At 46.1% G+C, this 20,207-nt stretch carries 18 protein-coding genes; 17 read left to right on the top strand and 1 reads right to left on the bottom strand.

Features of this window, described 5'->3' with window-relative positions; translation table 11 throughout:
- The first annotated feature begins 3 nt into the window (after positions 1–3).
- From leuD to glpK, 4 genes are all read left to right on the top strand, one after another.
- Positions 4–609 carry a 3-isopropylmalate dehydratase small subunit gene (leuD, locus tag L2755_RS14550; protein ID WP_248981409.1) on the top strand — a complete coding sequence of 202 codons (606 nt, stop codon included), beginning with the start codon at positions 4–6 and terminating at the stop codon, positions 607–609.
- Positions 610–1,120: 511 nt separating this feature from the next.
- The gene (locus L2755_RS14555) at positions 1,121–2,434 is read left to right on the top strand and encodes an outer membrane protein transport protein (protein WP_248981410.1); all 1,314 of its coding nucleotides are present in this window, start codon (positions 1,121–1,123) and stop codon (positions 2,432–2,434) included.
- A 198-nt stretch (positions 2,435–2,632) separates the two neighbouring features.
- Complete coding sequence (locus L2755_RS14560) at positions 2,633–3,160, top strand: nuclear transport factor 2 family protein (RefSeq protein WP_248981411.1); 528 nt, start codon at positions 2,633–2,635, stop codon at positions 3,158–3,160.
- 11 nt (positions 3,161–3,171) lie between these two features.
- Entirely contained in the window at positions 3,172–4,653 is a 1,482-nt protein-coding gene (gene glpK / locus L2755_RS14565; protein ID WP_248981412.1) for a glycerol kinase GlpK, read from the top strand.
- On the opposite strand, the gene L2755_RS14570 is transcribed toward glpK, so the two are convergent.
- A complete protein-coding gene (locus tag L2755_RS14570) occupies positions 4,650–4,976 on the bottom strand; it encodes a hypothetical protein (RefSeq protein ID WP_248981413.1) in 327 nt (108 codons plus the stop codon). The genes glpK and L2755_RS14570 overlap by 4 nt on opposite strands.
- 576 nt (positions 4,977–5,552) lie before the next feature.
- Here L2755_RS14570 and mraZ point away from each other — a divergent pair.
- The 13 genes from mraZ (at position 5,553) to ftsA (ending at position 20,195) form a co-directional block, all read left to right on the top strand.
- Positions 5,553–6,011: a division/cell wall cluster transcriptional repressor MraZ gene (gene mraZ, locus L2755_RS14575; protein WP_248981414.1), complete on the top strand. Its 459-nt coding sequence runs from the start codon at positions 5,553–5,555 to the stop codon at positions 6,009–6,011.
- Positions 6,012–6,040: 29 nt separating this feature from the next.
- Positions 6,041–6,997: a 16S rRNA (cytosine(1402)-N(4))-methyltransferase RsmH gene (gene rsmH, locus L2755_RS14580; RefSeq protein WP_248981415.1), complete on the top strand. Its 957-nt coding sequence runs from the start codon at positions 6,041–6,043 to the stop codon at positions 6,995–6,997.
- An 8-nt stretch (positions 6,998–7,005) separates the two neighbouring features.
- The gene (gene ftsL, locus L2755_RS14585; RefSeq protein WP_248981416.1) at positions 7,006–7,320 is read left to right on the top strand and encodes a cell division protein FtsL; all 315 of its coding nucleotides are present in this window, start codon (positions 7,006–7,008) and stop codon (positions 7,318–7,320) included.
- Positions 7,317–9,053 carry a peptidoglycan D,D-transpeptidase FtsI family protein gene (locus tag L2755_RS14590; protein WP_248981417.1) on the top strand — a complete coding sequence of 579 codons (1,737 nt, stop codon included), beginning with the start codon at positions 7,317–7,319 and terminating at the stop codon, positions 9,051–9,053. The genes ftsL and L2755_RS14590 overlap by 4 nt, the downstream gene beginning before the upstream one ends.
- Positions 9,050–10,519, top strand: coding sequence for a UDP-N-acetylmuramoyl-L-alanyl-D-glutamate--2,6-diaminopimelate ligase (gene murE / locus L2755_RS14595; protein WP_248981431.1), 1,470 nt, complete (start codon positions 9,050–9,052; stop codon positions 10,517–10,519). Before L2755_RS14590 ends, murE begins: the two co-directional genes overlap by 4 nt.
- The gene (locus L2755_RS14600; RefSeq protein ID WP_248981418.1) at positions 10,516–11,883 is read left to right on the top strand and encodes a UDP-N-acetylmuramoyl-tripeptide--D-alanyl-D-alanine ligase; all 1,368 of its coding nucleotides are present in this window, start codon (positions 10,516–10,518) and stop codon (positions 11,881–11,883) included. The genes murE and L2755_RS14600 overlap by 4 nt, the downstream gene beginning before the upstream one ends.
- Positions 11,883–12,965 (top strand): phospho-N-acetylmuramoyl-pentapeptide-transferase, encoded by a 1,083-nt coding sequence (gene mraY, locus L2755_RS14605; RefSeq protein WP_248981419.1) that lies wholly within the window; start codon positions 11,883–11,885, stop codon positions 12,963–12,965. The genes L2755_RS14600 and mraY overlap by 1 nt, the downstream gene beginning before the upstream one ends.
- Positions 12,966–12,979: 14 nt before the next feature.
- Positions 12,980–14,296, top strand: coding sequence for a UDP-N-acetylmuramoyl-L-alanine--D-glutamate ligase (gene murD / locus L2755_RS14610; RefSeq protein WP_248981420.1), 1,317 nt, complete (start codon positions 12,980–12,982; stop codon positions 14,294–14,296).
- Entirely contained in the window at positions 14,289–15,509 is a 1,221-nt protein-coding gene (ftsW, locus tag L2755_RS14615) for a cell division protein FtsW (RefSeq protein WP_248981421.1), read from the top strand. The genes murD and ftsW overlap by 8 nt, the downstream gene beginning before the upstream one ends.
- Positions 15,510–15,517: 8 nt before the next feature.
- Entirely contained in the window at positions 15,518–16,615 is a 1,098-nt protein-coding gene (gene murG, locus L2755_RS14620; RefSeq protein WP_248981432.1) for an undecaprenyldiphospho-muramoylpentapeptide beta-N-acetylglucosaminyltransferase, read from the top strand.
- A 1-nt stretch (position 16,616) separates the two neighbouring features.
- Positions 16,617–18,086 (top strand): UDP-N-acetylmuramate--L-alanine ligase, encoded by a 1,470-nt coding sequence (murC, locus tag L2755_RS14625; protein ID WP_248981422.1) that lies wholly within the window; start codon positions 16,617–16,619, stop codon positions 18,084–18,086.
- Positions 18,087–18,191: 105 nt separating this feature from the next.
- Positions 18,192–18,956 carry a cell division protein FtsQ/DivIB gene (locus L2755_RS14630; protein ID WP_248981423.1) on the top strand — a complete coding sequence of 255 codons (765 nt, stop codon included), beginning with the start codon at positions 18,192–18,194 and terminating at the stop codon, positions 18,954–18,956.
- A gap of 3 nt (positions 18,957–18,959) precedes the next feature.
- Positions 18,960–20,195: a cell division protein FtsA gene (ftsA, locus tag L2755_RS14635; RefSeq protein ID WP_248981424.1), complete on the top strand. Its 1,236-nt coding sequence runs from the start codon at positions 18,960–18,962 to the stop codon at positions 20,193–20,195.
- The last annotated feature ends 12 nt before the right edge of the window (positions 20,196–20,207 follow it).

A 20,207-nucleotide genomic window follows, 5' to 3' on the forward strand; every position in this document is an offset into this window, starting at 1 on the left:
GTTATGCAACCATTTATTGCACACACAGGGCTTGCGGTTATCATTGATAGCGCAAATATTGATACCGACCAGATTATTCCAAAGCAGTTTTTGTCAAAAGTGACTCGTGATGGCTTTGGTATTCACCTATTCCATGACTGGCGTTATCTTGATGATGCTGGCGATCAACCCAATCCCGATTTTAGTTTGAACAAACCCCGTTATAAGGGCGCTTCAGTCTTAGTATCCCAAGAGAACTTCGGCTGTGGTTCTAGTCGTGAGCACGCCCCATGGGCGCTGGCTGATTTTGGCTTTAAAGCCATTATCGCTCCAAGCTTTGCCGATATTTTTTATGGTAACTCAATCAATAATGGCTTATTGCCTGTTAAGTTGACTGCGGCTGAAGTTGACCAGTTGATCGCAGAGATTGAAGCGCAGCCAGGCGCCGAGGTGAATGTTGATCTGCAAGCATTAACCGTGACCTCGCCGTCAGGGGCGGTGTTTAGCTTCCAGATTGCAGGCTCTGCCAGGCATAATTTGTTGAATGGTTTGGATGCGATTGGATTGACGTTAGCTCAATCTGAAGCCATTACAACATATGAAGCAAGCCTCCCGGCTTGGCGAGTTTGATTGATGGGTTAAGATGTAAACTTTAAGCGTACAGCTGTACCAAGCTGTTGTTTTAAGATGGCCATTTAGGTTTAAACCTAAATGGCTTTTGTTTTAAATGTAACCCTGTAATAGTTAAGGTGTTGTAATTAAGTAGTAAGTTAATATTTCATGTAGATTGCTGAGTACTGCATTATTTAGTCTAGTGATTTGTGCTGCTAGAAGCCTACTTTTTTAGTGAACATTTGTTCTTTTGTTTTTATGCTTATATCTTTTTGTATTTACTGCTTTTATTTTTAAACTCTCTATCTTTAATATCCACTTCAGCGACGTTTTTCACCTGTTTGTATCCTGTTGTTAGTATTTAAGTGTGATCTGTGATCCATTTTTACAGTGAAACGCTTCTTTGTATGGTGTTTTGTGCTGTTTTTCTTAAAAGGCTTGTAAAGATATTCTGTGCTTGTAAAATCCGCTGCACTTTTAAGTGGAGTGATTACTCTACTTGTTGTAATTACATAATTAGAGAATACAAATGAATAAGCGTTTATTAACACTTGCCGTTAGCACGGTACTTTTGGGGAATGTGACACAGGTTCAAGCCGCTGGATTTCAGCTAGCAGAATACTCGGCTACGGGCCTTGGTCGTGCATTTGCTGGTGAAGCGGCAATGGCTGATAACGCTGCGGCGCAGTTTCGTAATCCAGCAATGCTTACCTATTTATCGGGTACCCAAATGACGGCTGGCGCCATTTTGGTTATGCCGAATATCGATATCAATGGCGAAGTGACCTATACCGATGGTACTAACCCTACCTCGGCAATGGATATTGCTGACGATGCTGTTATTCCAAACTTCTATGTATCTCACCAGATAAACGAACAATGGTTTGTCGGCTTAGCACTGGGCAGCAACTTTGGCATGGCGACCGAGCTTGATGATGATTTTCGCGGTACTCAATTTGGTAATGAAGCATCTGTCACCACAATCGAAATTAACCCGAATGTGGCTTACCGTATTAATGAGCAATTTAGCATAGGTGCTGGAGTACGTTTTGTTATTGGCGAAGGCAGCATTGGTGCCCAAAGCTCTGCTGATACAGTTCTTCCGACGCCAGTTGGTAACTTGCCTGTGCCGAAGGGAACAACGCTTAAGTACATGGAAGGCGATGATACTGCGTGGGGTTGGCAGTTAGGTGGTGCGTGGCAGATCAATGCCGATAACCGTATCGGATTTAACTACCGCTCAGCAGTGGATCAAAATCTAGAAGGTGATGCTAAAGGTTTGGCATTTAACCCTATGGATCCAAATATGAACATGGCAGGCTCTATGGAGTTGTCATTGCCAGCAACTGCTGAACTTGCTTCATTCCATCAATTGAATGAGAAGTTAGCGATTCATGCCAGCATCAACTGGACGGATTGGAGCTCGTTTGACAAGCTTGAAGCGGTTATTCCAGCGTTATCTGAGCCGACTCAGCTAGTGAAGCAAGAAAATTGGGAAGATAACTATCGTTTTGCACTGGGTACCACCTACCAGCTAAACGATACTCTTAGCATGAGAGCGGGTATTGCTCTTGATAAGTCAGCAGTATCAGATGCAAACCGTACTTTAACGATTCCAGAAATGGATCGTCTCTGGTTGAGTGCCGGTATGGGTTACCGCATTAGCGAAAACTTCGATATGGATATTGGCCTGACTTATATCTTTGCTGATGAATCTCCAGTGGTTGAGCCTCGTCCTGGTATCCCGTCAGATGATTCATCTGCACATTTTGGTGGTACTTTTACCGGCACGACTAGCGGCAATATTTTACTTATCGGTATTCAAACCAGTTACCGTTTCTAAACAGATAATATCGTTAGCGGTATGACATTATCAAAGCGATAGTGTTGTCCGCTAAAAAGTAAAAGCCTCGCCATTGCGAGGCTTTTTTCTTTCTATTGGCGTTGGATTATTAGCTGGGCTTCGTGGTAAAAAGGTAAAGGGTTAATCCATCTAAGATTTAAGTCGGCTCAAACTAATAACAATAATAAGAGGAACAATATGAGTGCTAAAACGTTGATATTGTCATTAAACGCACTGCTTATCGGTATATACCCTTTATATGCCATTGCTGAGAGCGATGTGCCAATGAAACCCACCACTAGCGCCTCGGTGGCGGTTGTCGAAAAATTTGTCCAAGCATTCAACGACCATAGTGTCGAGAGGCTGCTAGCGTACACTACAGATTCAGTGCATTGGTTTAATCTATCGGGTACAAAAATGCTGACCGAGACCTCGTCAAAAAATGAACTCGGCGCGGCGATGGCAGATTATTTTGCAACACTCGCCGATGCCAAAGCGACGCTGACTCAAGTGGTTAGCTCTGCAAATTATGTCAGCACGGTTGAGAAGGTTACCTGGAGTGATGAAGGTGAATTGAATAGCCAATGTAGTTTAGGCGTTTATGAGCTGCAGCAAGGCAAGATTAATGCGGTGTGGTATTACCCTGCACATGCGTGTGAACCGTCAGTGGCTAATGATCCTATCGTGCAAGCAGAAATCGGTTTGTTACAAGATACACGTCAATAAGGAAGTTTTTTGTGTCAAAGAAATATGTCATAGCGCTTGATCAAGGCACCACCAGTTCGAGAGCCATCGTGTTCGATCATGACGCCAATATGGTGGCGAGCTCTCAACGAGAGTTTGGCCAAATTTATCCTAAACCGGGTTGGGTAGAGCATGATGCCATGGAGATATGGGCTTCTCAAAGCTCAACGCTAATAGAAGCACTGGCAAGAGCCGATATCCATAGTGAGGATGTAGCAGCTATTGGGATCACCAATCAGCGTGAGACTACCGTCATTTGGGATAGAGTGACAGGCAAGCCAGTTTATAACGCCATTGTGTGGCAATGCAGAAGAAGCAAAGCGATATGTGATGAATTGAAAGCCCAAGGGCTGGAAGATTATGTTAAAGATACCACTGGCTTGCTGTTAGACCCTTACTTTTCCGGCACCAAAATTAAGTGGATACTAGACAATGTTGCTGGCGTAAGAGCCCGTGCTGAAAGAGGTGAGCTATTATTTGGCACCATCGATACCTGGCTTGTCTGGAAACTGACTGAAGGTAAAGTCCATGTCACCGATCCGACCAATGCCTCACGTACATTATTGTTTAATATTCATCGCCAAGAGTGGGATGAAAAGCTGCTTAAGGCGCTGAACATCCCACGCTCACTGCTTCCTGAAGTTAAACCGTCGTCAGCTATTTATGGTCATACTCGTATTGCGGGTGAGGGCGGTAGTATTGCTATTGCAGGGATCGCCGGCGATCAGCAAGCTGCACTGTTTGGTCAACTGTGTATTGACGAAGGTATGGCAAAAAATACCTATGGTACTGGTTGTTTTTTATTAATGAACACAGGCACTGAAGCGGTGAAGTCTAAACATGGTTTGCTCACGACCATTGCGGTGGGGGCAAAAGGCGAAGTCAATTATGCACTTGAAGGTTCAGTGTTTATGGGCGGCGCGACTATTCAATGGCTGCGGGATGAATTAGGCCTTATTCGAGACGCGCAAGATACTGAGTACTTTGCCTCGAAAGTAGAAGACACCAATGGCGTGTATCTGGTGCCCGCATTTGTTGGATTAGGTGCCCCTTACTGGGACCCTGACGCCCGTGGTGCATTAGTTGGACTCACGCGTGGCGCCAATCGCAACCATATTATTCGTGCAGCGCTGGAAGCTATTGCCTATCAGAGTCGAGATCTGCTCGATGCCATGAGCAAAGACAGTGGTGTGCAACTTAAGCAGATTAAAGTCGATGGTGGCGCGGTTGCTAATGACTTTTTAATGCAGTTTCAAGCCGATATTACCAATGTTGAAGTATTGCGTCCTGAGTTAACTGAAACCACGGCTATGGGAGCTGCATTCTTAGCGGGATTAGCGGTCGGTTTTTGGCATTCGACAACAGAACTAAAACATAAAGCAGGTATAGAACGACGCTTTAAACCGCAACTAAATGATGATGCTAGGGCCGTCTTATATGATGGTTGGCAAGAGGCTGTGGCTAGAACGCGTTAAATATTGACGTCTATGTGCGGAAAGGGCGAGTCATCTTCATTATCCGGTGGGGTATGTCGCTCTTCATCATCACGCCTATCTTCGGCGTCGTTGTTTCGTCTTTCTAATGAGGGTTCTAATTGACAAAGATCCACTGGGTTTTTACGTCGATCTTCTCGGGATTGACGTCTCTCTAAATTCGGCGGTAGTTTTGTTTGCGGTTGTTCATGGCTATCCGCCGCAATCGCGGCACTATTATCCACCGGCTTAACGCCATTTTTCTGTTTAATCTCACGCACCGGTGGCCGCGCAAGCATGGCATACACACTGTCTAAACTGATCATATAGCCATCCTTTAGTAAGTTATTGATACCTTATATATCGGCAGGCATAGATTAAAATTTAGTCAATTATAGTGTTTTATAGAAATGGGTGGTGGTTAAAGTCGAAGATCGATGTTCTTCAGTGCTTTAACCATAGAGTTAAGTCTTGGCGTAGCATTGCTGATGATTACATTGCGACTCAGTGCTTAGCGCTGTTATTGGGTTAAATATCGTTAACCTTATCTTGTCATTTTTTTTGAAAGTGGCTTTTTTCAAATAATCAGCCTAATTTAGACTTTATTAATGCAGCGGTGATGGGCAAATACACCACTAAAGCACTACCGCAGATCCGCTCTATGACTCTCTACTGTCTGTTTTTTCTACTTATTAGCATCGTTGAATGACCTTGCTCCCACAAAAATCCCTATTTGTGCACTCGATTGCAATTAGATTAAAATGGGCTGCTAACCCGCTTGGTTACTGGAGTTTAAATAGAGTTGACCCCTTGACAATTCTTGTGTTCTGTCCATAAACTTAGCAGTTGTGGGGAATTGTGGATATTTGTGGATATTAAAGAAATAACAAGGATGACTTAAGGTGTTTTCTGGGGCGAGTGCTATTAACTTAGATACTAAAGGACGAATCGCGATGCCGAAGCGGTACCGTGAGCCTTTGCGCGCCCATCATAACAGCCAATTAGTGATTACAGTCGATATTAAATCGCCTTGTTTACTGCTCTATCCAATACAAGAATGGCAGCTAATTGCCGCTAAACTATCCCAATTATCAGATACTCAGCCAACCGAGCGTGGGATCAAACGCATGTTGCTTGGTTATGCCCATGAATGTGAATTAGACGGCAATGGCCGCGTTCTGCTGCCGACACCTTTACGCCAATACGCCAATTTAGAAAAGCGGGCGATGTTAGTCGGCCAGCTCAATAAATTTGAGCTGTGGGACGAAGCTGCATGGCAGCAACAGATTGAAGAGAGTCGCATTGCGATTCTTAATGAAGATTTAGCAGCTAACCCACGTTTAGCTGACTTTTCGCTCTAACGAGTGATAGCAACCAATAGAAGACGAACATGACACAATCATTTGAACACCTATCAGTCTTGCTGACAGAAACCGTCGCAGGACTCAATATACGGGAAGATGGCATCTACATTGATGGTACCTTTGGCCGCGGTGGTCATTCAAGGAAAGTACTTGAACAGCTAGGGCCTAACGGTCGTTTAATCGCTATCGATAGAGATCCACAAGCGATTGTGGCAGCCGAGCAGTTTAAAGACGATAGTCGCTTCCAAATCGTCCATGGTGGTTTTGGCCAGTTAGCGCAATACGTAGAGGAGCTAGATCTCAAAGGCAAAATCGATGGTGTGTTACTAGATTTTGGCGTGTCTTCACCTCAACTAGATGACGCCGAGCGTGGCTTTAGTTTCTTGCGCGACGGTCCTCTTGATATGCGCATGGATAATTCACAAGGCCAAACTGCGGCTCAATGGATTGCCCGTGCTGAAATTGAAGATATGGCATGGGTATTTAAAACCTACGGTGAAGAGAAAAACTCGCGACATATTGCCCGTTGTATTGCGGCCGATCGAGAGAAAGAACCATTCTTGCGAACCAAAGCATTAGCCGATCTTATCGCCCGTATAACCAAGAATAAAGAGCGTAATAAACACCCCGCAACACGGGTGTTTCAGGCGATTCGAATTTATATCAACAGTGAGCTAGAGCAAATTGATCAAGCACTTGAAGGGGCATTAAAGGTACTTGCGCCAGAAGGACGTTTGTCAGTGATCAGCTTCCACTCGCTAGAAGACCGCATGGTTAAACGCTTTATTCGTCGTCATAGCCAAGGGATAAGCGTGCCGCACGGCCTGCCTATTACCGAAGCGGAAATTAATAAGACACGTAAGTTGAAAGGCATAGGTAAAGCCATTAAGCCATCAGCGGAAGAGGTTGAACGAAACGCCAGATCGCGAAGTTCAGTACTGCGTATTGGCGAGCGCTTACCTTATGATATTGAGTCACTGTAGAGCCTAGGGTGAGTAAATCGCAGTTGAACTTGCCCCGTATTGTGCTGTTAGATTTATGGCATCACAAATGGGTCATGATTGTCGCACTGTTAGTCATGCTCAATGCGGTTGCTGTGGTGTATACCAGTTATGAAGGCCGCAAATACACTAGTCAGTGGGAGTTGTTGTTACAAGAGCGAGACCGATTAGATATTGAATGGCGAAATCTGCTACTTGAAGAGCAGTCTCGCTCGGAACATAGCAGGGTAACCAGAATGGCGACTAAAGAGCTCAATATGAGGCGTCCATTACCTAGAGAAGAGGTGGTAGTAAGAGTGCCATGAATAAACAGGCGAAGCGTAAACAAAAACCACAATTAATCCAATGGCGTTTATACGTTGTTGTGGCGTTTGTTTGTCTGTTATTTACCAGCCTGATTGGCCGAGCGGCTTTTATTCAGATCATTGAGCCAGAAAAGCTGCGTCGTGAAAGTGATATGCGCAGCTTAAGAACGACTAGCCGCGAAGTTCAGCGTGGTTTAATCACCGACCGTAATGGTGAAATGCTAGCCGTTAGCGTACCCGTCAAGGCAGTTTATGCCGATCCTAAAGTGGTGCACGATGAAAACGGTTTCGAAGATATGCGTCGCTGGCAAGCATTAGCCGATGTATTGCATGAACCGAAAGATAAAATCCTCAAGCGAGTGCAAGCAAATCCGCGCAAACGCTTCACCTATCTAAAGCGTCAAGTCAGCCCCGCGGTTGCTGACTATATCAAAAAACTTAAACTGCCTGGTGTCTACCTAAAGCCGGAGTCCCGTCGTTATTATCCTACTAGTGAGATATCGGCACAGTTAGTGGGTATTACCAATATTGATGATCTTGGTATCGAAGGCATTGAGAATGCCTACGATGATTGGCTAACAGGCACGCCGAGTAAGCAGAAAGTACGCAAATCTCGCGATGGCCACGTCGTTGAACGACTCGATATGGTGCAAGAGGGTGAGAGCCCGAATGATCTGGTATTAAGCATCGACCAACGTATTCAGCAGTTGGCATACCGAGAGATAAAAAAAGCCACCGAAGCTAACCAAGCAACATCTGCATCGATTGTGGTGCTTGATGTGAATACCGGTGAAGTACTTGCGATGGCCAATACGCCATCATACAACCCTAATTCCCGTGAAAACTTACAAAGTTATCGGATGCGAAATCGTGCGCTTACTGATGCCTATGAGCCAGGTTCTACCATCAAGCCCTTCGTGGTTGCAGCTGCGCTAGAGGCTGGCACGATTAAGATTGATGACATTATTAAAACCAGCCCTGGTCGCATGCGTATTGGTGGCAAAATAGTGCGTGATACCCGTAATTATGGTGACCTTTCTCTTAGCGGTATTCTGGTGCATTCAAGTAACGTCGGCATGAGTAAAATAGCCTTATCAATGCCAGTGCAAGAGTTATTAGGCTCTTATCAAGCGATGGGATTAGGTAACTATTCGGGAATTAACCTCGGAGGTGAGAGTTCAGGTCTAATCCATGACCGTAGACGCTGGTCGGAGTTTGAGCGTGCAACCCTGTCTTTTGGCTATGGCTTAATGGCGACGCCTTTGCAGATCGCCAGAATGTACGCCACTCTCGGCAGTAAAGGGGTGCTGTATCCAGTATCAATTTTAAAGCTCAAACAAAAACCAGAAGGCACTCAAGTCATATCTGCTGAAGTAGCCCAGAGCGTGATGGAGATGCTCGTTGGTGTCACTGAGAAAGGCGGTACTGCGCGCAAAGCACATATCGAAGGTTACCCTGTTGCAGGTAAGACGGGGACAGCACGTAAAGCGGTTGCCGGTGGCTATGGTGAAGATTATGTCGCAATTTTTGCGGGAGTGGCGCCAGTACATAATCCGAGGCTTGCCATTGCCGTGGTGGTTAATGAACCCAAAGGCGACCGATATTATGGTGGCGACATCGCCGCCCCTGTCTTTGCATCCGTGATGTCTGCGGCGTTGCAAATGTTGAATGTAGAACCCATTTCTCGCCGCGAAAAAGTTCGTTTGGCTACTTTATCTAGGAGTGCAGAATAATGCTAATTCGAGATCTCCTTGCTCCTTGGTTCCACTATTCAGGAATCGAAGTTTTTAATGATCTAACGCTTGATAGCCGTGCGCTAAAAGCGGGAGACCTATTTGTTGCTGTACCTGGTTATCAGGTCGATGGACGACAGTATATTAAGGCTGCCTTTGAAAAGGGAGCGGTGGCAGTGTTGGTACATACTGACTCTCCGGAAGAGCATGGCAGCATTACCTCTGAGGCTGGATTACACATTGCTTTCTTTCAGCTAAATCGACAAGTGTCAGCGCTTGCTGCGCAGGCTTATCCAATGTCGAGCCAGCGTCCGCATGTTATTGGCGTGACGGGAACGAATGGAAAAACATCGGTAACCCAGCTCATTGCCCAGTTACAACAGCTTCAATCTAAACAAACTGCCGTTATGGGAACCTTAGGCAATGGTTTGTGGGGCCAACTGGTCGACAGTGGCAATACTACAGCGGATGCGATTACCCTCATTAAGCAGTTGCAAGGTTTTGAGCATAGCCATGCTGATACCTGTGCTATGGAGGTTTCTAGTCACGGTTTAGTGCAGGGTCGAGTTGAAGCTGTACCGTTTGATGTAGCCGTATTTACTAATTTGAGTCGTGATCACCTTGATTACCATCACACGATGGAGGCTTATGGTGCGGCAAAGCAGCGTCTGTTTCATTTTAGCTCTCTGCGTGCTGGACTGATCAATTGCGATGACGCAACAGGGGCATCATGGTTAGCACAAACCTTAGCTGCTAAAACGTTAGGATTCAGCATCAAAGGCGATACCAAAGCCGATATTTATGCCAAGCATTGCCAATATCATGATGGCGGAGTGTCTTGCACTTTAGTGTGGTCTGAAGGTGAAGCCAAGTTGGAATCGCCATTGCTGGGCGATTTTAACCTGTCTAATTTAGTGGCTGCGTTAGGTGCGCTATATCTAGTGGGTGAAGATATGGCCGCGCTTATTAAGTTAGCCTCTAAGCTAACACCGGTTGCAGGACGGATGGAGCGCTTCACGACGACTAATAACGTCACGTTAGTGGTTGATTACGCCCATACCCCCGCTGCGATTGAGCATGCGTTGCAGGCATTGAGAGTGCATTGCAAAGGCCAGCTTTGGTGTTTGTTTGGTTGTGGTGGCGATCGAGATTCTGGTAAACGGCCGATGATGGCTCACAGTGCTGAGCAGTTTGCAGACCACGTAATGGTCACCAGTGATAATGCCCGCAGCGAAAATCCTGAAGAGATTATCGCAGATGTATTTGGCGGATTTACTGAACCACAAAAAGCACTGTCACAAGTTAATCGAAAAACAGCGATCAGAGAGGTCGTTGCGCTGGCGAAAGCGGGTGATATGGTTTTACTCGCCGGTAAAGGGCATGAAACCTACCAAGAAGTGAATGGTGAAAAATTGAATTACGACGAACGCGCCTTTACTCAGGCGATAGCGGCTGGCAACACATGATCACGCTATCGTTAGCTGAATTAGCTCGCCACCTCGGCGGCAAACTTCATGGCGAAGACATGTCGATTGAGCATGTGTCTAGTGATAGCCGCTCAGTGTGCGGCAAGACCCTTTTTGTTGCATTGAAAGGCGATAGCTTTGATGGGCATAACTTTGTCGCGTCAGCTGTAGATAATGGCGTGAAAGCGGTGTTGGTTGAACGTCTTCTGCCTGTAGCGGTTGCGCAAATTGTTGTTGAGAACAGTCAGCGGGCAATGGGCGAGATAGGCGCGTATGTGCGGCAAAAGTTAGCGCCTGTTTGTGTGGCGTTGACCGGTTCAAATGGCAAAACAAGTGTTAAAGAGATGCTCGCGACAATATTGTCGCAGCATCATCAAGTACTTTATACCGCGGGCAACTTTAATAATGAGATTGGCGTGCCGCTGACGCTATTGCGTTTGCAGGCTGGAGACCAATTCGGTGTCTTTGAGTTAGGTGCCAATCATGCTGGCGAAATTGATTATACCTCTAGCTTAGTTAAGCCAAGCGTTGCAATGGTCAATAACGTGGCTTCGGCGCATCTTGAAGGCTTTGGTTCTTTAGCTGGTGTCGCCAAGGCAAAATCAGAAATATTCAACCACGTGGCAGCAGATGGCACAGCGATTATCAACGCTGATGATGAATTTGCCGCGGTGATGTTAGCTGCGTCGAAGCATTTGGCGCAAGTAACGTTTGCTATTGATGCTGATGCCAACGTTAAAGCGACAGAATTACAAGCGGATAAAGGCGGTCGATACCGCTTTAATATCGCATACGCAGAGCAAAAAGAGTCGGTGGCATTACCGCTTGTAGGACGTCATCAAGTGCTTAATGCATTAGCGGCCTCAAGCATATGCTTGGCGCTAGGGCTGACATTAAATGATATATGCCAAGGGTTAAGCTTACTTCAACCAGTAAAAGGCAGAATGTTGCCAACCAGTCTAGGGCGCGTAACCGTTATTGATGATAGTTACAATGCTAACCCAGCCTCGGTCGGTGCTGCGATTGACTGGTTGCAAAAAATTCAGGGGGATCGGTGTTTAGTGCTGGGCGATTTAGGGGAATTAGGCGACAATGCCGCCCTTTTGCACGCTGAGCTAGGCAAAGAGGCCAAGGCAAAAGGTGTTGATGCACTGTTTTGTGTTGGTGAGCTAAGTGAAGGTGCAAGTGTTGCTTTTGGTACTACACACTATAAAGATATCAAGGAACTGGTTGTAGAGTTAATCGCTTATATTAATAAGCTGCCTGGAGATATCACCATATTAGTCAAAGGTTCTCGCAGTGCGAGAATGGAACGTGTAGTTGAAGCTTTAACAATGGCCTTTGGTCGCGGGGAGTTTGTTTAATGCTGGTTTACCTGGCGGAGTATCTAACCCAATTTTACAGTGGGTTTAACGTATTTTCTTATGTCACTTTTAGAGCCATTCTTGGCTTGATGACGGCATTGGTGTTCAGTCTTTGGTGGGGACCAAAGATGATCGAACGTTTACAGTTATTGCAAATTGGCCAGGTCGTACGCAGCGACGGTCCAGAGTCACACTTTAGTAAGAGTGGAACCCCGACCATGGGCGGTTTACTTATTCTTGCCGGTGTCTTCATTAGTGTATTGCTTTGGGGTGATTTAGGTAGCCGCTACGTGTGGGTGGTGCTGTTTGTCTTAGCCAGCTTCGGAACCATTGGTTTTATTGATGATTATCGCAAAGTCGTCCGTAAAGACACCAAAGGTTTAATCGCAAGATGGAAGTACCTGCTGCAGTCTTTGGCTGCCATTTTGATTGCATTTTACCTCTATGCTTCGGCTGAAACTGCGGGGGAAACCCAGTTAGTGGTGCCTTTCTTTAAAGATGTGATGCCACAACTTGGTGGTTTCTTTATCGTACTGGTGTATTTCACTATCGTGGGCACTAGTAACGCGGTGAATTTAACCGACGGACTCGATGGCTTGGCTATTATGCCAACGGTGATGGTCGCTGCTGCATTTGCATTGATCGCTTATCTTTCAGGCCACGTGCAATTCGCAAGCTATCTACATATCCCTTATCTCCCCGGGGCGGGTGAACTGGTGATTGTCTGCATGGCGATAGTGGGGGCTGGCTTAGGTTTTTTATGGTTTAACACCTACCCAGCACAAGTCTTTATGGGCGATGTTGGCTCGTTATCTCTTGGTGCAGCACTCGGCGTAATAGCGGTACTAGTACGTCAAGAGATCCTGCTGGTCATCATGGGCGGCGTTTTCGTCATGGAGACAGTGTCGGTTATTTTGCAAGTGGGTTCATACAAATTAAGGGGCCAGCGAATTTTCCGTATGGCACCGATACATCATCATTATGAGTTGAAAGGTTGGCCTGAACCACGAGTTATCGTGCGTTTCTGGATCATATCCTTGTTCCTAGTTCTGCTAGGACTAGCAACATTGAAGCTTAGATAATACGGACATATAACATGGCGCAGCAGTATTCACACATCGTTTTAGGTTTGGGTGCAACAGGGTTATCTGTTGTGCGCTACTTGTGTGAGCAAGGGATCACGCCCTTGGTGATGGACAGTAGAATGCAGCCTCCTGGGGCTGACAAGCTCGCAGCTAACTATCCTCACGTTGAGTTGATTACAGGCGGCTTTGATTGCCGTTACTTAGTCCAGGCATCGCAGATTGTTATTAGCCCTGGTATTTCGGTTGCTACGCCTGAGGTTCGTGCTGCATTTGATATGGGCATTGAGGTCATTGGTGATGTTGAGTTATTTGCTAGAGCGTTAGCGAGCGCGCCTGCTTGTGTTATTGCAATCACGGGGTCCAATGGTAAATCGACTGTCACCACCTTAGTAGGAGAGATGGCTGCTGCAGCAGGTCTGTCTTACGCCATGGGCGGTAATATCGGTATACCGGTGTTGGATCTGTTACTGGAGCCGAAAGCGCTGTATGTACTTGAGCTGTCGAGTTTCCAGCTGGAAACAACCCATAGTCTCAACTGTATAGCAGCGACATGTTTGAACATTAGTGAAGATCATATGGATCGTTATCGTGATTTGGAGTCGTACCGCCAAGCCAAATTGAATCTTTATGATCAAAGTAAAAGCGTGCTGTTTAATCGAGAAGATCTGCTGACGTTACCGAATAGTCCAATGAAGCAGAATAGTTTTGGTTTAGATGCTCCAGAAGTGGATGCCTGGGGCGTGGTAGAGGGGCAAATTGTACATGGCAGTAGCCAGATAATGGCGATTGCTGATGTTGCCTTAGTGGGGAGTCATAACCATGCCAATTTAATTGCGGCAATGGCATTGGCGACAGCGGCAGGTATAGAGCGTCAATACCTTATTGAAGTGGCTCAGCAATTTAGTGGGCTGGCACACCGTTGTGAAGTGGTTGCTGATATCGCTGGCGTTTCCTATGTCAATGACTCAAAAGCCACCAATGTCGGTGCTACCGTTGCCGCTATTGAGGGCTTAAGTGAGCATTTAGGCGAGTTGATTCTAATTGCTGGCGGTGACGGTAAAGGCGCTGATTTTTCTGCGCTGGCAACCGCATTAGAAAAGGTGAGCAGCTTAATAACCCTTGGTCAAGATGGTGACAAAATTGCCGCTTTAAAACAGGGAGCATTAACCGTTAAAACGATGGCTGAAGCGGTTGCGTTAGCAAATGAGCTATCAACCGCGGGCGATATTGTGATTCTGTCTCCAGCATGCGCCAGCTTAGACATGTACAGCAATTTTATGGCTCGTGGTGATGATTTTCGTGCTGAAGTTGGTAAGTTAAATGCCTAGCTCGGAAAAGCAGCTCAGTCTGTTTAGTAACCGTTTTAAATGGTCGCTATCAAACTTGTTTAGCGATCGTTCTGCGCCGGGAATGCAGTTATATGATCGCGCATTGCTGTTTGCGGTGTTGTCGTTAATTTGCTTTGGCTTTGTGATGGTGATGTCGGCTTCGATGCCTGAAGCGCAGAGCCTAACGGGTAACCCATTTCACTTTGTTTGGCGCCACAGCGCCTATTTGGTGGGTTGTGTTTTTATTGCTGCCGTTGTATTACGAATAGAGATGCGTCATTGGCAAAATTTCAGTCCGTTTTTACTGCTGATTGTCGGCATCATGTTAGTCGCTGTGCTATTTGTCGGAACGACGGTAAATGGCGCGACGCGGTGGTTATCCGTCGGTCCGATTCGAATACAGGTAGCGGAGATAGCCAAGTTCGTTTTTGCAATATATATGGCGGGCTATTTAGTTAGACGCCACCAAGAAATCAGAGAAAATGCTAAAGGGTTTTATAAACCAATAGCAGTATTTGCGGTGTATGCATTTCTTATTTTAATGCAGCCCGATCTCGGTACCGTAGTGGTGCTGTTTGTCGGAACGGTTGGGTTGTTATTCTTAGCCGGTGCACGGCTACTCGACTTTTTCGCGCTGATTTTGACGGGAGTACTGGCGTTCGTAGCGTTGGTCGCATTAGAGCCTTACCGTATGCGCCGAGTCACTTCATTTTTAGACCCGTGGCAAGATCCATTTGGCAGCGGTTATCAGTTAACGCAGTCGCTCATGGCTTACGGCCGAGGTGACTGGTTTGGCCAAGGGCTAGGAAATAGTATTCAGAAACTTGAGTACTTACCTGAGGCTCATACCGATTTTATCTTTGCCGTTATCGGAGAAGAACTCGGGTTTGTTGGCATTGTTGTTGTCCTTGCGGTGCTGCTATTCGTCGCGTTGCGAGCAATAAAACTGGGTAATATGTGCCTTGCTCTTGAGCGAGCATTTGATGGCTATCTTGCCTACGGTATTGGTATCTGGATGTGTTTCCAAACTGTGGTCAATGTCGGCGCGAGTATCGGCATGTTACCTACTAAAGGGTTAACCTTGCCGTTTATCAGTTATGGCGGCAGTAGCTTATGGGTAATGACCGCAGCGGCAATGATGTTGATACGAATTGATTATGAAAGAAGATTAAGTGTGATCCAAGCTGTAGAAGGCCGAGGTCAAAAACAATGAGTGAATTAATGACTGAGCAAGCACGAGAAAAGCGTATTTTAATTATGGCAGGTGGCACTGGCGGTCATGTCTTTCCGGCGCTTGCCGTTGCTAAATATCTCAGCCAGCAAGGCTGGAAGGTGCGCTGGTTAGGCACAGCAGACAGAATGGAAGCAAGGTTAGTACCTCAACATGGTTTTGATATCGACTTTCTTGATATTAAAGGAGTGAGAGGTAACGGTTTACTGCGCAAACTTGCAGCGCCTTTTAAAATTATACGCTCTGTTATGCAGGCTCGAGCAGTGATCAAAGACTTTCATCCTGATGTGGTAATGGGCATGGGCGGCTTTGCCAGCGGTCCTGGCGGTGTTGCCGCTAAGCTATCAGGGATCCCATTAGTATTGCATGAGCAAAATGCGATCCCGGGGATGACGAATAAGTTGTTATCTAAGGTAGCGAGTGAGGTGCTATGTGCATTTCCTGGCACCTTTACCGATGTAACGGCAGACACTGTTGGTAACCCTATCCGTAAAGAGTTAATTGCTCTTGGCGGCAATCGAGATACAGTGTGCGAAGAGGATGCGCTTAAAGTCTTAGTTGTTGGCGGTAGCTTGGGTGCAAAAGTATTTAATGATGTGATGCCAAGTGTCCTCGAGGGCGTGAGTAAAACACACTCTATGACAGTATGGCATCAGGTTGGACGCAATAATTTAGCGTCGGTAAAAAGCGAATACCAGCATCTAGGGCAAGATGGTAGCGTTAAAGTGGCGGAGTTTATTGATGATATGGAATCGGCGTATCGCTGGGCTGATGTTGTTGTTTGTCGCTCTGGTGCGTTAACGGTTTCAGAATTAGCCGCGGTAGGATTACCGAGCTTATTGGTGCCTTACCCACACGCTGTTGACGATCACCAAACCAAGAATGCTCAAGTATTAGTTGAAGCTGGGGCAGCATTTCTGCTACCGCAACCGTTGGTCGATAGCAGTAAATTGATCAGCAAACTGTCGATGCTGGCATCAGACAGAAAAGAGTTATGCAAGATGGGCGAGCGAGCCCGAGATGTGGCAGTGCTTGATGCAACACAAAGAGTCGCCGACGTCTGTATTAAATTAGCGGAAAAGGGTTGAGATGAGTAACAAAGCAGAGAAGTATTCGCAGCTAAGAACCATGATCCCCGAAATGCGTAGGGTCAAGCACATCTATTTTGTTGGAATAGGTGGTGCAGGTATGGGTGGCATAGCGGAAGTGCTTGTTAACGAAGGATACAAGTTGAGTGGCTCAGATATCGCTGAAAATGCGGTCACAGAGCGATTGGCGCAGTTAGGTGTCGTTATTCATATTGGTCACGATGCCAGTCAAGTGAAAGATGTGGACGTTGTGGTGGTCTCTACCGCGATTGGTGCCGATAACCCAGAGCTGGTTGCTGCCAAGGCGCTACGTATTCCGGTAGTACAGCGTGCTGAAATGTTAGCCGAGTTGATGCGCTATCGTCATGGTGTGGCTGTCGCAGGTACTCATGGTAAAACCACTACCACAAGTTTAATTGCCAGCGTATATGGTGAGGCTGATCGCGATCCTACTTTTGTCATCGGTGGCTTGTTAAATAGTGCGGGCACCAATGCTCGCCTAGGCCATAGTCGCTATTTAATTGCCGAAGCCGATGAAAGTGATGCGAGCTTTTTACACCTGCAACCTATGGTCAGTGTGGTGACCAACATTGAAGCCGACCATATGGAGACCTATGGTGGTGATATCGAAAAGTTAAAGACGACATTTGTCGATTTCATCCATAACCTGCCTTTTTATGGGGTGGCGATAGTGTGTATCGATGATCCTATCGTACGTGAGCTATTACCGCGTTTTAGCCGGAAAATTGTAACCTATGGTTTCAGTGAAGAAGCTGATGTACAAGCAACTCATTTCTCGCAAACGGGTTATAGCAGTCAATTTACCGTTAAACGTAATGGTGTAGCAGATCTGCAGCTGTCGGTAAACCTGCCTGGTGAGCATAATGTCCTCAATGCATTGGCGGCGATTGCTGTGGCAAGCGAAGATGACATAGAAGATGAAGCAATTATAAAAGCATTGGCAGAGTTTCAAGGCATTGGGCGCCGTTTTCAACAAGTTGGTGATTTTAAAACAAGCAAAGGTGAGATTAAACTAGTCGATGATTACGGTCATCACCCTAGTGAGGTAGCAGCCACTATTAAGGCCGCTAGACAGGGATGGCCGGAGCGAAGATTAGTGATGATCTATCAACCACATCGTTACAGCCGTACTCGCGATCTGTATGAAGATTTTGTTGAAGTACTGTCCCAAGTTGATTGCTTGTTATTGCTTGATGTATATGCCGCTGGCGAAGCGCCTATACCTGGCGCTGATAGTCGTGCATTATGTCGCTCTATCCGAGTCCGTGGACAGCTTGAACCCATTTTTGTTGCCAGTGCGGAGCAGTTGCAAACGGTATTGCCGGAAATACTTCAAAACGGTGATCTACTTCTCACTCAAGGCGCCGGCAACATTGGCTTGTTATCGCGAAATTTGGCACAGTCAAATTTGGGCTTTGATTCGAAAGAAGCTGAAGCGAAAAATGGGTAACTTAGAAATATATACAATGAGTTACGTGGCAAATTTTGACCCTCAGAATAAGCTCTATATAATGGCCGACTTTCTGTCTTTGCGACTTAAAAAGAGGACATGAAGATGTCTTGGAGCGATAAAGGCCAACGTGTTCGGGTTTTGCTGTTAAAAACCGACTGGTATTTATGCTTTGGGGTAGTGTTTTTGTTGTGTGTTTTAATCGGGCTTTCAGCTGCGGCTTTTAAACTCAATGCCGTATTGAATGATGCGGATGCATTGCCGATAGAGACCGTTGCGATTAAAGGCGAGCGGCGTTACACCGCAGATAAAGATATTCAAGTTGCATTGCAAGATTTAATGCAAAGAAGTTTTTTTTCTGCAGATGTAAATCAAGTGCAACAGGCTTTGGAAGCTTTGCCATGGGTTTATCGAGCATCGGTTAGGCGAGAGTGGCCTGCCAAGTTAAAAGTGTATTTAGTTGAACAAATCCCAGTTGCCCAATGGAACGGCGATGCTTGGCTCAATACCTATGGCGAGGTATTTGACGCTCCAGTGAAAGAAGGCATTCCGAGTTTACCTTCGCTCACAGGGCCTGAAACCCAGGGTAAATCAGTGTTAACAACCTACCAGCAGCTGGGGGAGTTGTTAACTATCAATGGCTTTAGTTTGAAGAGTTTGAGCTTAAGTGCAAGGCATGCATGGCATGCAGAGTTAAACAACGGAATCAAGCTAGAGCTTGGCCGTGAAGATAGTATGGCAAGGATACAACGATTTATTTATGTCTACCCTAAGCTTGCTGCGCAAGATAGAAAGGTAGGGATGGTGGATTTGCGCTACGACACCGGACTGGCCGTAGATTGGGATGATGCACAAACAGAGAGCCGTTAATTAATGACTAAGAATCTAGATAGAAATCTGATCGTTGCTTTGGACATAGGGACTTCGAAAGTTGCTGTGATCATTGGCGAAGTATTGCCTGATGGCGAGATCAGTATTGTCGGCCTAGGTAACCATCCTTCGCGAGGCATGGATAAAGGTGGTGTAAACGATCTCGATTCTATTGTACGCAGCGTGCAACGAGCACTCGATCAAGCGGAATTAATGGCAGATTGCCAAGTCTCTTCTGTTTACCTGAGTATTTCAGGCAAGCATATCGAATGTCAGAACGAAAACGGCATGGTATCGATTAATGATGAAGAGGTGACCCAAGAAGATGTCGACAACGTTATCCATACGGCGCGCTCAGTAAAAATCCCAACGGAAAGACGTATATTACACGTGTTGCCGCAAGAGTATGCCATCGACGTCCAAGATAGTATTAAGAGTCCTATTGGTATGTCTGGCATGCGTATGGAAGCCAAAGTGCATATCGTTACCTGTGCTAATGATATGGCTAAGAATATTACTAAGAGTGTCGAACGATGTGGGCTAAAAGTCGATGACTTGGTATTTTCTGCCATCGCATCAGCAGATTCAGTGTTGACAGATGACGAAAAAGATCTGGGTGTTTGCTTAGTCGATATCGGCGGCGGTACCACGGATATCGCGGTTTATACCAATGGTGCATTGCGCCATTGTGCAGTGGTTCCGGTTGCCGGTAACCAGGTGACCAACGATATCGCCAAGATTTTTAGAACGCCGTTGTCCCATGCAGAACAGATCAAAGTGCAACATGCGAGTGCACGTAGCTCTATGGTCAGCCGTGAAGACAGTATTGAAGTTCCTTCAGTGGGTGGGCGTCCGTCACGAAGTATGTCACGGCATACTTTGGCTGAAGTGGTAGAGCCAAGATACCAAGAACTATTTGAATTGATTTTAAAGCAGCTGCGCGATTGCGGACTTGAAGATCAAGTGGCAGCGGGCATTGTACTGACAGGCGGAACGGCTTCGATAGAAGGGGCGGTTGATATTGCTGAGGCAACATTTGGAATGCCGGTACGAATGGCAAAACCATTGCCAGTCAAAGGATTATATGAATATGTGGATCAGCCTATTTACTCAACTGGAGTTGGGCTGCTTCATTATGGAGCGCGCAGAGTAATTGAACGTCAATTTGAACGTCCTGAGCGACAAGGGGTAACCAGTCTTTGGAATAGGGTCCAAAGTTGGTTTAAAGGCGAATTTTAATTTAGTAACGCA

The organism is Shewanella abyssi, assembly GCF_023284025.1.
GTDB classification, from domain to species: Bacteria; Pseudomonadota; Gammaproteobacteria; order Enterobacterales; family Shewanellaceae; genus Shewanella; species Shewanella abyssi.